The 13,594-nt window shown below is 70.0% G+C and carries 12 protein-coding genes; 6 read left to right on the top strand and 6 right to left on the bottom strand.

Translation table 11 applies throughout. The features are described 5' to 3' along the window. The first annotated feature begins 35 nt into the window (after positions 1–35). A complete protein-coding gene (locus AC3AP7_RS26290; protein ID WP_487363228.1) occupies positions 36–935 on the top strand; it encodes a hypothetical protein in 900 nt (299 codons plus the stop codon). A 58-nt stretch (positions 936–993) separates the two neighbouring features. Next, a complete protein-coding gene (locus tag AC3AP7_RS26285) occupies positions 994–2,220 on the top strand; it encodes a DUF2252 domain-containing protein (RefSeq protein ID WP_487363227.1) in 1,227 nt (408 codons plus the stop codon). 132 nt (positions 2,221–2,352) lie between these two features. On the opposite strand, the gene AC3AP7_RS26280 is transcribed toward AC3AP7_RS26285, so the two are convergent. Further along, complete coding sequence (locus AC3AP7_RS26280; protein ID WP_487363226.1) at positions 2,353–3,366, bottom strand: sterol desaturase family protein; 1,014 nt, start codon at positions 3,364–3,366, stop codon at positions 2,353–2,355. Between the two features lie 64 nt (positions 3,367–3,430). Continuing rightward, positions 3,431–4,444 (bottom strand): YVTN family beta-propeller repeat protein, encoded by a 1,014-nt coding sequence (locus tag AC3AP7_RS26275; protein ID WP_487363225.1) that lies wholly within the window; start codon positions 4,442–4,444, stop codon positions 3,431–3,433. Positions 4,445–4,720: 276 nt separating this feature from the next. Here AC3AP7_RS26275 and AC3AP7_RS26270 point away from each other — a divergent pair, with 276 nt between their 5' ends. Both AC3AP7_RS26270 and AC3AP7_RS26265 read left to right on the top strand, forming a co-directional pair. After that, positions 4,721–6,040, top strand: coding sequence for an Nramp family divalent metal transporter (locus tag AC3AP7_RS26270; protein WP_487363224.1), 1,320 nt, complete (start codon positions 4,721–4,723; stop codon positions 6,038–6,040). Positions 6,041–6,401: 361 nt separating this feature from the next. Next, complete coding sequence (locus AC3AP7_RS26265) at positions 6,402–7,151, top strand: glycosyltransferase family 2 protein (protein ID WP_487363223.1); 750 nt, start codon at positions 6,402–6,404, stop codon at positions 7,149–7,151. 93 nt (positions 7,152–7,244) lie between these two features. On the opposite strand, the gene AC3AP7_RS26260 is transcribed toward AC3AP7_RS26265, so the two are convergent. Further along, positions 7,245–8,240, bottom strand: coding sequence for a lysylphosphatidylglycerol synthase transmembrane domain-containing protein (locus AC3AP7_RS26260; RefSeq protein WP_487363222.1), 996 nt, complete (start codon positions 8,238–8,240; stop codon positions 7,245–7,247). Between the two features lie 152 nt (positions 8,241–8,392). Here AC3AP7_RS26260 and AC3AP7_RS26255 point away from each other — a divergent pair, with 152 nt between their 5' ends. Then, positions 8,393–8,641 (top strand): hypothetical protein, encoded by a 249-nt coding sequence (locus AC3AP7_RS26255; RefSeq protein WP_487363221.1) that lies wholly within the window; start codon positions 8,393–8,395, stop codon positions 8,639–8,641. 124 nt (positions 8,642–8,765) lie between these two features. Here the strand turns inward: AC3AP7_RS26255 and AC3AP7_RS26250 are convergent, their stop codons facing one another. Both AC3AP7_RS26250 and AC3AP7_RS26245 read right to left on the bottom strand, forming a co-directional pair. Next, entirely contained in the window at positions 8,766–11,009 is a 2,244-nt protein-coding gene (locus tag AC3AP7_RS26250; RefSeq protein WP_487363220.1) for a xanthine dehydrogenase family protein molybdopterin-binding subunit, read from the bottom strand. Next, positions 11,010–11,486: a (2Fe-2S)-binding protein gene (locus AC3AP7_RS26245; RefSeq protein ID WP_487363219.1), complete on the bottom strand. Its 477-nt coding sequence runs from the start codon at positions 11,484–11,486 to the stop codon at positions 11,010–11,012. A gap of 96 nt (positions 11,487–11,582) precedes the next feature. Between AC3AP7_RS26245 and AC3AP7_RS26240 the strand changes: the two genes are divergently transcribed. Beyond that, the gene (locus tag AC3AP7_RS26240; protein WP_487363218.1) at positions 11,583–12,536 is read left to right on the top strand and encodes a LysR substrate-binding domain-containing protein; all 954 of its coding nucleotides are present in this window, start codon (positions 11,583–11,585) and stop codon (positions 12,534–12,536) included. On the opposite strand, the gene AC3AP7_RS26235 is transcribed toward AC3AP7_RS26240, so the two are convergent. Continuing rightward, a complete protein-coding gene (locus tag AC3AP7_RS26235) occupies positions 12,455–13,390 on the bottom strand; it encodes a LysR substrate-binding domain-containing protein (protein WP_487363217.1) in 936 nt (311 codons plus the stop codon). The genes AC3AP7_RS26240 and AC3AP7_RS26235 overlap by 82 nt on opposite strands. Positions 13,391–13,594: the final 204 nt, after the last annotated feature.

Here is a 13,594-nt window from a genome sequence, read left to right as displayed (position 1 = left end):
TCCTGTCGACCTTCCGATCACGACTGCTGCCTGCCATGCGCGCCATTTCCGTCGCCGTTGCCGCTCTCGTTCTTCTTCAACCGTTGCCGGGGGCCGCGCAGACCGCGCCGGGCGCACCGGGCCCGCCGGGCGCATCGCCTGCGCAGCGCTACCGGCATCACGCGCTCGCCGGCCGGGATGTCGAGTGCCGCACGAATGCGTCCTGCGCGGCGCTGACCGTCGACGCGCTCGACGAAGGGCGCATCGACGACGCGCGAACGCTCGTCGGGCTCGAAGCGGTTTTTGCGAACGTCGCGACGCTCGAGTCCGAGCAGGACCCAGGGCCGAATGCGCGCAACGACGCTGCGGCCCGGGTTGCGCTCGCGCTGATTCACGAGGGCGACGTGCGCGCGAAGGAGCGCGATTTCATCGCCGCGCGCGCGTACTACCGGAGTGCCGAAGACCGCGCCGGCATCGCGCCCGACGACCCGCTGCTCGGCCGCATGCTGGCGATGGCCGGCGCGCGGATCGCCGGCATCGCCGGCGAGGATGCGGTGCGGCGGCCGCCGGCCGGCGTCGCGCGCTTCGCGCGCTACGTGGACCTCGGCAGCTGGAGCACCGTCACGCTTGCGCCGGTGAAGGGCCGCCCGGGTTTGTACCGGCTCGACGCGACGTTCGTCCGCCCGGTGGTCGACGACGCCGGCGCGGTGCGCGACCAGAGCGCCGGCGTCGAGACCGAGGTGCGTTTTGCGCGCGGGGTCGCGCGGGTGCGGGTCGACGACGCGCATCGGCGCGCCGGCGCGGCGTCCGCGGGCGCAGGCGAGCACTGCGTGGCCGAACTCCATCTGATCGAACCCGATACGCTCGATGTCGCCACGCGCGGCTCCGCGCAGGCCTGCGCGCTGGGCGCGGACGTCGACGCCGCCGGCCGCTATTACCTGATGGCCGGCTCCTGATAGCGAGGCGCCGCCCGTCGCGCGCGCCGTCTCACCCCCGTTTCCCGAGGAGTCCCGGATGAAGGATGTTCCGCACGAAATCGCCGCGTTCAACGCGGCACGCGAGCCGGAGCGGCTTGCGATGAAGTACCGGCTGATGCGGACGTCGCCGTTCGTGTTCCTGCGCGGCACCTGCCACCTGTTCTACGCGCGCGTTGCCGCGCAGCGGTTGCCGGAGGCGCCGCCCGTGTGGATCTGCGGCGACTTGCATCTGGAGAATTTCGGCAGCTACAAGGGCGATAACCGCCTTGTCTATTTCGACATCAACGATTTCGACGAGGCGTGCCTTGCCCCGGCGCTGGACGAACTGATCCGGCTGCTCGCTAGCATGCTGGTGGGTGCCGCGGACCTGCGCGTGAGCCGCCCGGAGGCGCTTGCGCTGTGCCACACCGCGGTCGACGCCTATGCGGACGCGCTCGCGTTCGGCAAGGCGCGCTGGATCGAGGCGGAGACGTCGGAGGGGATGGTGCGCGACCTGTTCGAGTCGCTCGCGACGCGCACGCGTGCCGATCTGCTGAACCGGCGCAGCGAGCTGAAGGGCAAGAAGCGCGTGCTGCGCATCGACGGCAAAAAGGCGCTCGCGATCGACGACGCCGCGCGCGCGGCCGTCACCGCGTTCGTGGACGATTTCGCGCGCCATCAGGACAACCCGGCCTTCTTCCGGGTCATCGACGTCGCGCGGCGCGTCGCCGGCACCGGCAGCCTCGGCGTGGACCGCTACGTGCTGCTGGTCGAGGGCAAAGGCTCGCCGGACGGCAATTACCTGATCGATCTGAAGGAGGCGCTGCCGTCGTCGGTCAGCGTGCGCGTGGCGACGCGGCAGCCGGACTGGCCGAGCGAAGCGCACCGGGTCGTCGACGTGCAGCGGCGCTGCCAGGCGGTGTCGCAGGCGTTTCTGCACGCGGTCGAGTTTCGCGGCCGGCCGTACGTGCTGCGCAGCCTGCAGCCGTCCGAGGACCGGGTCGCGCTCGCCGACTGGCACGGCAAGCTGCCGCGCCTGGCGGCGGTGGTCGCGAGCATGGCGCAGCTCAGCGCGTGGGCGCAACTGCGCAGCAGCGGCCGCCAGGGTTCGGCGAGCGCCGACGCGCTGATTGCGTTCGGCGAGCGCAAGGACTGGCGTCTGCCGCTCGTCGAGCGTGCGGTGCAATGCGAGGCGCAGGTGATCGCCGACTGGAAGGCGTATTGCGACGCGTACGACAAGGGCTTTTTCGGCGCGCCCGCGGCCGGCGCGGCGGGCGGCAAGTAACCGGCAGCAAATCCCGGGCGGCAAATCTCGGGCGGCAAATCTCGGGCGGCAAATCCCGGGCGGCAAATCCCGGGCGGCAAGTCCCGGGCAGCAAGTCCCGGGCGGCAAGTAAGCCGCCGCGCGGCTTGTGCCTCAGCCCGCCGCGTCGCCGTTGGCGGCGTATGCGCGGCGGCCGCGCAGCCGCTCGTAGATGCGCACGAACGCGAGCGCCTGCTGCGCGAGCAGCCCGCCGCCGTAGTTGCGCGCCGCGCCGTGCGGCGCCGGCAACTGGTCGCGGATGCCGGTGGGTTCGAGTTCGCGGTTCCACGACGCGGTGCCGAACATCATGTCCCACCACGGAAACAGCACGCCGAAGTTGCAGCCGTAGCGCGTGCCTTCGTGGCCGTAGCCGACCGCATGATGGCGGCGGTGAAAGATCGGGCTCACGATGATGCGTTCGAGCAGCCACCCGTAAGGCAGGCGCGCGTTCACGTGCTGGATGCTCTGCATGAAGTTGCTGACCGCGACGAGCACGACGAACTGGGTCGGCTGCACGCCGATGAACAGCGAGAGGGCCGCGAAGAACGCCGCCTGGATCATGTCGTCGAGGAAGTGGTTGCGGTCGTCGCACCACAGCGACATCTGCTGCTGGCTGTGATGCACCGCGTGCAGTTCCCACCAGACGCCGAAGCGGTGCTGCCAGCGGTGATACCAGTAGCCGGCGAAGTCGAGCACGACGAGGTAGATCGCAAACGACACGAGCGGCTGGTCGGTGACGCCGGGCCACACGCCGTCCAGATCGATGTTCGGGATGTTGTGGATCGCGATCAGGCTTTGCCAGTGGTCGAACAGCGGCTGCAGCAGCACGAAGAACACCACGTTGATGATGCCGAGCTTCGCGATCCACGTGTAGATCACGTCCGCGCGCAGCGCCTTGCGGTTCTGCCACGGCTCGATCGGCCGTAGCGCTTCGAGCGGGCGCAGCGTCAGGTAGGTGATGACGATTTCGAGCACGCCGACGATCACCCAGTACAGCGCGTCGTAGGTGTCCTCGTCGTAGCCCATCAGGCCGAAACGGTAGAAGAACGGCTGCACGACGTCGACGTACAGCTGCGTCTGCAGCCAGGACACCACATTGTCGAGTTGCGCGACGAGTTGATGAAGCATCGTAATTCCCGTGGTTGCGTCACGATGGCCGGGCGGCGCGGGCCATGCGCCGCGCCGGCCGCGTTCAGTCCGGATTCGGCGAATACACCGGCGCGCGGTTGTCGAAGAAGATGCCGTGCGGCGAGCGGCCCACCGGGATCGTGGCGATCAGCTTGCGCGTCGTGAGGTCGATCACGCCCACGTGCCGCGCAAAGCGGAAGCCGACCCACAGGTAGCGCTTGTCGGCCGACAGCTCCATGTCGTCCGGCCCCGGCATCAGGCCGGTGATGTCGCCGGCGTTGGTGAGCGTAGTGTAGTCGATCAGGCTGATCGTGCTGTCGACGCGGTTCGTCACCGCGACGTGCCGGCCGTCGTCGAGATTGCGGAAGTTGTGCGCGCCGCGTCCGGTGTGGATCTTCTTGACCACCTGGCGCTTGTGCCAGTCGACCACCGTCACGTCGTCCTCGCCGGTCATGCCGACGAGCAGGTAGCGGTCGCCCGGAACCATCCACAGGCCCGCGGGTTCGTTGCCCACGTGCAGCTTCCACAGCACGGTCTGGGTCGGCAGGTCGATCGCGGCGAGCTCGCCCGAGTCCTGCAGCGTGACGAACACGGTGCGGTTATCCGACGAGAACGTGATGTGGCTCGGCGTCTTGCCGAGCGGAATGTGCTTGACGAGGGTCACGTTGGTGCCGTCGTAGCGGTAGATGTCGACGCGGTTCATTCGCAGCGCGGCCGTGACGAACCATTTGTGGTCCGGCGAGAAGCCAAGCTGGTACGGGTCCTCGATATCCTCGACGATGCGCTGCACCTTGCCGCTGTGCGGATCGACGAACATCAGGTTGTTCGACACCGAGTCGGCCACGATCAGCGACTTGCCGTCGGGCGTGATCATCAGATGGTGCGGCTCCTTGCCGGTGGGCTCGGTGCCGACCACCTTGTGGGTGGCCTCGTCGATCAGCGTGAGCTGGGCTTCGCCGGAGTCGAGCACGATTACGCGGTCTGCCGCGCAGGCGTTGTGCAGGGGGCCGATCAGACAGCAGGCAAGCGCGCAGGAGATGCCTGCGCGCGAAAGGAATGTAATCGGCGAGTAAGCCATGAGGTAAAACGTCCGAAGAGGGGAATTGCCCGCGAAACATGCGCCGGCAGGGCGCCGCGCGGCTGCAACAGCATAACGTCCGGCGCGGCCGTTTCGCTGACGCGCGATTCTGATAATTGTGAGAAATTAATACGTGGCGGCATTCGGCCGCATGCGAGCGCGCGGCAGCCGTCGCGCGGCCCGCTCCATTCTGGTGCGCCAGCCGGCGCCCGCAGGCCGTCCGTGCGCGGCCCGCGCGGGCCGCCCGCCGCCGCGGCGCCCTCAGGCGAGGTACCGATGGACGAACGTGTGCGCGACGACACCGCCCCGGCCGGGCTCACCGCGCGCACCCGTCGCGCGCTGCGCGAGGCGCTCGAAGGGCGCCGCCGCGGCGCCGCGCTGGTGCTGCCGTTCGCGGGGCCGGCCGTGGTCGTGTCGGTGGCGTACATGGACCCGGGCAACTTCGCGACCAACATCCAGGCCGGCGCGCGCTACGGGTACGCACTGCTGTGGGTCGTCGTGCTGGCGAACGTCGTCGCGATGCTGTTTCAGGGGCTTTCCGCGAAGCTCGGCGTCGTCACCGGGCGCAATCTCGCCGAGCTGTGCCGCAGCTATTTCCCGCTGCCGGCGGTGCTGGCGATGTGGGTCGTCAGCGAAATCGCCGCCATGGCGACCGATCTGGCGGAGTTTCTCGGCGGCGCGATCGGCCTTGCGCTGCTGTTTCATCTGCCCCTGTACGCCGGCATGGCGATCACCGCGCTCGTCACCTATGGGCTGCTGCTGTTCGAGCGCGCGGGCTTTCGGCCGCTCGAACTCGCGATCGGCGCGCTGGTCGGGCTGATCGGGTTGTGCTATCTCGCGGAGCTGTTCATTGCGCCGGTTGCGTGGCCGCACCTGCTGGGGCAACTGGTGCGCCCGCGCCTGCCGGATCTCGACGCGGTGACGATCGCGGTCGGCATCGTCGGCGCAACCGTGATGCCGCACGCGCTGTTCCTGCATTCGGGCCTCACGCAGCAGCGCGCCAGCGCGCAGAACGCGCGCGAGCAGGTGACGCTGCTGCGCTTTACGTCGATCGAAGTGGTGATTGCGCTGACGATTGCCGGCCTGATCAACATGGCGATGGTGATCATGGCGAGCGGCGCATTCCATGCGGGCCATCCGGACGTCGCCGAGATCGGCGCGGCCTATCACACGCTCGCGCCGCTGCTCGGCATCGGCGCGGCCGGCATTTTCCTGTTGTCGCTGATCGCGTCGGGCGTGTCGAGTTCGGTGGTGGGCACGCTTGCCGGGCAGATGATCATGCAGGGCTTCGTCGGCTTCCAGACTCCGCTGTGGCTGCGCCGCGTGATCACGATGGCGCCGTCGTTCGCGGTGGTCGCGGCCGGCGTCGATCCGACGCGCGCGCTGGTGCTCAGCCAGGTCGTGCTGTCGTTTGCGCTGCCGGTGCCGATGGCCGCGCTCGTGTGGTTCACCTGCCGGCGCCGCGTGATGGGCGAGCACGCGAACGGGCTCGCGCTTGCCGCGGCGGCGCTCGTCGCGGCGTGCGCGGTGCTCGGCCTGAACGCGGTGCTGCTGCTGCAGACACTCGGGGTGGCGCTGCCCGGGCTGCCGGGGTGAGGGCGGGGGCGGAAGCGGAGGCGGAGGAGGCGGAGGCGGAGGAGGCGGAGGAGGCGGCGGAGGCGGAGGAGGCGGAGGAGGCGGAGGAGGCGGAGGAGGCGGAGGAGGCGGAGGAGGCGGAGGAGGCGGAGGAGGCGGCGGAAACGGCGGAAACGGCGGAAACGGCGGAAACGGCGGAAACGGCCAATGGGGCCAACGGGGCCAACGGGGCCGCGCAGTGCGCGCCAAACCGCCCGCTGTCATCGCGGCGCCTTTTTCGTGTGGATCATGTCGGCAGGGCGGTATCAGGCGTGCGACCCGCGACGGCGGGCGCCGTGCGCGGCCGGCCCTCCCTCCTTTCCCGCCACTCACCGATCCATTCATGCCCAGCCGAAGCCAGAAAGTCTCATGCATCATCTGCGCGTACAACGAGGCGCCGCGCATCGCGGCGGTGCTCGCGGTCGCGTCGGTCCATCCGCTGCTCGACGAGGTGATCGTCGTCGACGACGGTTCGACCGACCATACCGCCGACGTCGTGCGGCGGTTCCCGTCCGTGCGGCTGATCCGTTGTGCGCGCAACGGCGGCAAGAGCGCCGCGATGGCGCTCGGCATCGCCGCCGCGCAAAACGAGTGGCTGATGCTGCTCGATGCCGACCTGAAAGGGCTCGCGCCAGGCGACATCGGCGCGCTCGCCGAGCCGGTGCTGAGCGGACGCGCGCAAGTGAGCCTGAGCCTGCGGCAGAACAGTCTGCTGGTGTTCCGCCTGATCGGGCTCGATTTCGTGTCGGGCGAGCGCGTCGTGCACCGTCGTCTGCTCGACGCGGCGCTAAAGGAGATTCGCGGGCTGCCGCGCTTCGGCATCGAGGTGTTCATGAACCGGCTGATCATCGCGCGCCGGATGTCGATCGCGGTCACGCACTGGCCGCACGTCACGCAGGCGCGCAAGACCGAAAAGCTCGGCTACTGGAAGGGCCTGCGGGCCGAATGGCGGATGATCGCCGATCTGCTGAAGGCCGTGTACCCGCTCGCACTGGTGTCGCAGACGCTGCGTCTGTTCGCGCTGCGCGTCGATCATCCGGGCCATGCGCGGCTCGCGGTGCGGCTCAGAAAGCCGCGCGACAGCGCGGTCTGACGCGCGCCGCCTCCAGGGCGCGTGGCGACGTCGCCATGCGCGCCGCGACGACGCTACGCGCACCACGACGACGCCACGCGCACCGCGATGACGCTACGCGCGCCGCCCGCGCCGCGCCGATAGCGCGATGAAGCCGGCCGCGCCCATCAGCAGCGGGCAATAGAGGGTCGAGAAGCGCCATAGCACGAGCGCGGTGGCCATCGGCGCGCGCGGCACCCACGGCGCGAACGCCGCCGCGAGCGCGAGGTCGCCGCTGCCGCCGCCGGCGGGCACGCCGGTCCACAGCGCCGCGTGCAGCACGACGGCCTGCACCGCGAGCACGAAACCGAGCGGCAGGCGGTAGCCCAGCTCGGCGAGGATGTACCACAGCACCGCATAGCGCAGCAGCCACTGCAGCGTCGTCAGCACGAGCAGTGCCGCGAGCCGCCCGCGCGAGCCGGTGAGCAGCCGCGCCCACTGTACCTTCACGCCGCGGCGAAAGCGGTCCCAGCGCGCACGGCGTGCGCGCAGCCACAGGATGCGCCGCCCCGCGGCATCGAGCGCCTGGGCGAGCGGGCGACGGCTCGCCCACAGCACGATGGCGAGCACCGCCGCACCCAGCAGCGCGCCGACGATCGCCGACAGCGGAAACGCCGGGATGATCTGGCTGAGCGGCCCCAGCGCGACCAGTAGCGAGAGCGGCACCGCGACCGCGAAGAACGTGAAATCGAGGGCCTGGTCCGCGCCGACCACCGTCGTCGCGAGCGCCCACGATGCGCCCGCGCGCTGCAGCAACCCCATGTTGACGCCGTAGCCGGCCGCGCCGAGCGGCGAGACGAGGAAGGCGAAGTCGGTCACCACGGTGATCGTCAGCGTGCGCCGGAAGCGCAGCCGCAGGCCGAGCGCGGCCTGCATCAGATGCAGCTTGCCGGCCTTGGCGGCGGCGCTCAGCAGCGCGCTCGCCGCGAGCGCGGCGAACAGCGGCGGGCTGACGCTGCGCAGCCCCTGCCAGACGCCTCGCGCGCCGAGCAGGAACGGCGCGCCCATCGCGAGCGCGACCCCGAGCACCGCCAGCAGCAGCGCCGCGCGGCGGATCCGCGTGCCGCTCATGCGCGCCGCCCGCGCCGCGCGGCGAGAGCGGGCGCCGGCGCGGCGCTTCCCCGTAATATTCCGGTGACAATCATGGCCGACAATCGTGCCCGAAAAGTTTGGCGCGCCGATGACAGTGCGTCGCTTGCCGCACGTTCTAGCCCGAGGACCGTTTGAATCCGACCAACCCGACGTCCGCGGCCTGGTCGCCGCATCGCAGTGTGGAAGAGCTGTCGTTCGCGTTCGCGATGCTGCTGAACCAGCCGCTAGCGCGCGCGGAAGCTGCCAGCCGCTTCGCGCAGCTCTGGAACGAAACCAACGAGGCTGCCAGCGCGAGTCTCGGCAGCGGGCGCGCAAACGGCTATATCGCGCTGCTGCGCGACATGGACGCGCGCTGGCGCCGGCTGCCGGCGCTGAACTAGCGGGGCGGGCGCGGCGCGCGCGCTTCGGTTTCCCGCCCCCGTCCATGGTCCCAGGCGTGGCAATCAATATTGATTCGTACTGCGATATAACAGGGCGCGATGGGAAAATCGAAACGCTCGCGTGTCATGCCTTCACGGTCATGTCGAACGGCGTCGTGCGCTTGCGCTCGCCGGTGAGGCGGAAGATCGCGTTCGCGACGGCGGGCGTCACCGAAGGGCTCGACAGCTCGCCGACGCCACCCGGCTTCGCGGGATCGCCTTCGACGATCTGGATGTCGACCGCCGGCATGTCGCTCATCCGCATCACGCGGCAGGTGTCGAAGTTGCGTTGCACGACGCGCCCATCATGGATGTCGATGCGATCCGCGCTCGCGTGCCCGAGTCCCCACATCATGCCGCCGTACAGCTGCTCCTCGACGCCGCCGGGCGACACGGCGAGCCCGCAGTCCGCGACGCACGTGAGCTTTTCGACGACGAGCCGCCCGTCGCGCCGCGCGACCCGCGCGACGATCGCGATGAAGCTGTCGTACGCCTGATTGGTCGCGATGCCGAGCGCGACGTTCGCGGGCAGCGGGTCGTGCCAGCCCGCGCGGGCGGCGGCGGTGCGCAGCACGTGTGCGTGGCGCGGCTGGTCGTGCAGATGCGCGAGGCGGAAGTCGAGCGGATCGCGGCCGGCCGCGTGCGCCGCTTCGTCGATGAACGATTCGACCGCGAATACGTTCGGGATGTAGCTGACCGCGCGATACCAGCCGGTCGGCACACCGGTTTCGTGCCGTACCCAGCCCAGATCGAGATGCGGGGCGCGGTACGAGAATTCGCCCGCGTTGATCGCTTCGGTCGTGCTGTAGTCCATCCGGTTCGGCCGGTCGAAATAGCCGGGCTCCCACTGTTCCGGCGACGCGGGCATCACCGCGCGCAGCTGCATCGCGTCGAGCCGGCCCTGCGCGTCGAGCGCGCCGCGCACGCGGTGGTAGCTTGCCGAGTGATAAAAGAGCGCGCGCATTTCGTCCTCGCGGCTGTTCATCAGCTTGACGGGCGTGCCGGTCTGCAGCGTGAGCCACGTTGCTTCGAACAGCCAGTACTTCGATTCGCGCGAGCCGAAGCTGCCGCCGGAGATATGCTGATGCAGCGTCACGCGTTCGTGCGGAATGCCGCCGATCGCCTGGGCGGCCTCTTCGACCACCGACGGCACCTGCAGGCCACCCCAGTACGCAATCGCGCCGTCGTGCGCCCACGCAGTCACGTTGACGGGTTCGAGCGCGTTCTGCGCCTTGTACGGCATCGAGTACGACGCGTCGATCACCTGCGCCGCGTGTTGCAGCGTCTGCGCCGCGTCGCCCGTCTGCACGGTCGGCACGACGCGCGCGTCCGGATCGTCGAGCCACGCGGCCTGGCGGGCGGCGAGCGTGGCGCTGTCGAAGGTTTCGAACGGGCTGTCCTCCCATTCGACGTGCAGCGCCGCGCGTCCCTGATGAGCGGCCCAGTAGTCGTCGGCGAGCACCGCGACGCCGGCCTGGTTGCCGCCGAGCAGATCGGGGCGCGGCGGAATCTGCAGCACGTGACGCACGCCCGGAATGGCCAGCGCGCCACGCGCATCGACGTGGCGCACGCGCGCGTCGATTACCGGCGCGCGCGTGACGAGCGCCACCAGCATGCCGGGCAGCATCACGTCGAGGCTGTAGCGCAGCGCGCCGGTCGATTTCTGCAGCGCGTCGCGCTTCTTTTGCAGCTTGCCGATGTACTTGTACTGCGCCGGATTCTTCAGCGCGACGTTGCGCGGCACCGGCAGGCGCGCGGCTTCGCGGGCGAGCGCGCCATAGTCGAGCCGGCGCGCGTCCAGTCCGTTGATCACGCAACCATTGTCGGTCGTGCAGTGGGCGGAGCCGGTTCCCCAGCGCGCGGCGGCCGCCTCGACGAGCATCGCGCGCGCGGTTGCGCCCGCGTGGCGCAAGCGGTCGAATTCGAGCGCGACGCTGGTGCTGCCGCCGGTCGAAAACACCTTCCACAGCGGATGCAGGTAGGCGATGAAAAACGGGTCTTCCGGCGTGATCACGTCGACGCGGAACGGATCGACGTCGAGCTCTTCCGCGACGATGGCCGCGAGCGCGGTATACACGCCGGTGCCCGAGTCGTGCTTGTGCACGACGAGCTTGATCGTGTTGTCGGGCAGCACGCGCACCCATGCGTTCGGTTCGAATTCGCCGGGCTGCGGATGCGGATCGCCGCTCGCGTTCGCGGCGGCCGCGCAGGCATCGGGCAGATGAAAGCCGACCGCGAGGCCCGCTGCGAGCAGGCCGGCGCTGCGTTTCAGGAAGCGGCGGCGCGGCGCCTGCGGCACGGTGTCCGCGGATTGAACGATGCGCGCCATTTATGCCTCCGGCTGCTCGATCGCCGCCACTGCGGCGGCGCGCCGGATCGCCCGGCGAATGCGCTCGTAGGTGCCGCAGCGGCAGATGTTGCCCGACATCGCGGCGGCGATGCTCGCGTCGTCGAGTGCGGGCTGGCCCTTCAGGAACGCGGCCGCGGACATCAGTTGCCCGGATTGACAGTAGCCGCATTGCGGCACGTCCTCGGCGACCCAGGCGAGCTGCAGCGGATGGCGCCCGTCGGGCGACAGCCCCTCGATCGTCGTGATGTGGCGGCCCGCGAGCGCCCCGATCGGCAACTGGCAGGCGCGCGTGGCTTCGCCTTCGAGATGCACCGTGCACGCGCCGCAAAAGCCGCCGCCGCAGCCGAATTTCGTGCCGGTGAGCTTCAGGCGGTCGCGCAGCACCCACAGCAGCGGCATGTCTTCCGGTACATTATCGAGCGAGTGACGCTCGTTGTTGACGACGATCTCGATCATTCCGTGTCTCCTCGTGTTTGACGGAATTATCGAAACCGGCACCCGCGAGCGGCAAGCGACGATTTCTATCAGCGCCCGTCAGCCGGGCTAACAGCCATGTATAAACGGTACCCGTCGCTGCAGTCGATGCAGGCGTTTCTCTGCGCGGCCAAGGCGGGCAGCTTTTCGAGCGCTGCCCGGCAGCTTGCATTGACGCATGGCGCAATCAGCCAGCAGATCCGCACGCTCGAAGCGTTCGTCGGGCGGCCGCTGTTCGCGCGCGAAGGCGGGCGCGTCGTCCTGACCGATGCAGGCGTGCTGTTCGCGAACCAGCTCGCGGACGGCTTCGAGCAGATCGACAACGCGCTGTCGTCGGTGCACGCGCGCAAGGCGCGGCAGACGATCGTGCTCGACGTCGATCCCGAACTCGCGCAGCACTGGCTCGTCACGCGCCTGCCGACGCTGCTCGCGCAACTCGACGGCGTGTCGCTCACGCTGCTGTCCGCGCCGCGGCACGACCGCGGCGCGTTCGAGCGCGCCGATCTCGCGCTGCGCTACGGCTACGGCGCGTGGGAAGGCTTCGAAAGCGAGCTGGTCTGCGGCGACCGGCTGAGCGCGGTGGCCGCGCCCGCGCTGCTCGCGCGCGTGGGGCTGGCGGCGCCGCTCGACGCGTCGCAGGTGCTCGACTTGCCGCTGCTGGGCTACACGAAGCGCTCCTGGGTGCCGTGGCTCGCGGCCGCCGGCCTTCCCCCGGTGGAGCCGGCCGCGGTCGCGGTGTTCGACAACGCGGCGGCGCTGATCGCCGCTGCGTGCGCGGGAGTCGGCGCGGGACTCGCGCGCGGGCTGCTCGCGCTCGATGCGCGCCGCGAAGGGCGCCTCGTCGAGCTGACTCCGGTCGCGATTCCGACCCACTACAACCTGTACGCGGTGTGGCCGCGCGAGCGCACGTCGCGCGTGGCGCCGGTCGTCGACGCGATCCGCGCGCTCGTTCAGGCGTCGCAGCGCGCGCCGGAGGCGTCCGACGCCCCGGAGGCGTCCGACGCCCCCGATGGCGTGGCCGCGCGCAGGTGAGCGAGGAACAGCGCGAGCGCGGGCGAGGCGTCGCCCGTGCGATAGCGCGCGTGCAGCGAGACGTCGGGACCGGGCGCGGCGAGCGGCACGAACGCGATGCCGCCGGTGCTCATCTGCTGCGTGGCCGACGGCAGCAGCGCAATGCCGATGTGCTCGCGCACCAGACACAGCAGCGTGTGCACCTCGACGACCTGCTGCACGATGCGCGGCGTGAAGCCCGCTTCGACGCAGCAGTCGTGCAGCGCGCGCGCCAGCTGCGAATGATCCAGCCCGAACGACACGAAACGCTCGTGCGCCAGCTCGCGCAGCGCGAGGGTCGCGCGCCGCGCGAGCGGGTGCGCGTCCGGTAGCGCGACGACGGCGGTATCGCGCATCACCGCTTCGCAGCAGATCTCCGGGTCGTCGTGCGCGACGCGGAAGAAGCACACGTCGAGCCGCCGCTCCTTCAGCGCGGCGATCTGCGCGGCGGGCGTCATCTCGTGCAGCCGCCAGTGCAGCTTCGGATGGGCCTCGGCGAAGTTGTGCAGCAGGCGCGGCAGCGGATCGATCATCGCCGAGCTGATGATGCCGATCTCCAGGTTGCCGACTTCGCCGCGCCCCGCGCAACGCGTGAGGTCGATCGCGCGTTCGAACTGCGCGAAGATCAGCGGCGCCTGTTCCTTCAGTGTTTTCCCTGCCTCCGTCAGCTCGACCCGGTGTTGCGAGCGCAGGAACAGCGCCGCGCCCATCTCTTCTTCGAGCAGGCGGATCTGCTGGCTGAGCGGCGGCTGCGAGATGTGCAGCCGCGCGGCTGCGCGGCCGAAATGCAGTTCGTCGGCGAGTACCGCGAAGTAACGCAAGAGCCGGAGGTCCATATCGCCAACGTATCAGGAACGAGGTCAAAAAATATTGTACAGAGACGCGCGCTGCGGTGAGACTGCCACTCAAGCAGCAGTGCACGTCAGTGTGACACTCGATGCCGGCGAGGGGAAGGCGCAAGCGACGCGCCTTGTGAAAGGCCGCACGGAATGGCCGCACCGGTTCGCCCGGACGATGCCGCGCCTCATGGGCGGCAGCGC

The organism is Paraburkholderia sp. PAMB 6770 (assembly GCF_057748135.1).
The sequence above is the reverse complement of the archived record's forward strand: the minus strand, read 5'-3'. Positions and strand labels throughout refer to the sequence as shown.

Excerpts from the sequence above, each read along its gene's own strand:
- AC3AP7_RS26260 (WP_487363222.1), bottom strand. The coding sequence starts at position 8,240 with ATGAGCGGCACGCGGATCCGCCGCGCGGCGCTGCTGCTGGCGGTGCTC.
- AC3AP7_RS26280 (WP_487363226.1), bottom strand. The coding sequence starts at position 3,366 with ATGCTTCATCAACTCGTCGCGCAACTCGACAATGTGGTGTCCTGGCTG.
- AC3AP7_RS26290 (WP_487363228.1), top strand. The coding sequence starts at position 36 with ATGCGCGCCATTTCCGTCGCCGTTGCCGCTCTCGTTCTTCTTCAACCG.
- AC3AP7_RS26285 (WP_487363227.1), top strand. The coding sequence starts at position 994 with ATGAAGGATGTTCCGCACGAAATCGCCGCGTTCAACGCGGCACGCGAG.
- AC3AP7_RS26245 (WP_487363219.1), bottom strand. The coding sequence starts at position 11,486 with ATGATCGAGATCGTCGTCAACAACGAGCGTCACTCGCTCGATAATGTA.
- AC3AP7_RS26250 (WP_487363220.1), bottom strand. The coding sequence starts at position 11,009 with ATGGCGCGCATCGTTCAATCCGCGGACACCGTGCCGCAGGCGCCGCGC.
- AC3AP7_RS26270 (WP_487363224.1), top strand. The coding sequence starts at position 4,721 with ATGGACGAACGTGTGCGCGACGACACCGCCCCGGCCGGGCTCACCGCG.
- AC3AP7_RS26240 (WP_487363218.1), top strand. The coding sequence starts at position 11,583 with ATGTATAAACGGTACCCGTCGCTGCAGTCGATGCAGGCGTTTCTCTGC.
- AC3AP7_RS26235 (WP_487363217.1), bottom strand. The coding sequence starts at position 13,390 with ATGGACCTCCGGCTCTTGCGTTACTTCGCGGTACTCGCCGACGAACTG.
- AC3AP7_RS26275 (WP_487363225.1), bottom strand. The coding sequence starts at position 4,444 with ATGGCTTACTCGCCGATTACATTCCTTTCGCGCGCAGGCATCTCCTGC.
- AC3AP7_RS26265 (WP_487363223.1), top strand. The coding sequence starts at position 6,402 with ATGCCCAGCCGAAGCCAGAAAGTCTCATGCATCATCTGCGCGTACAAC.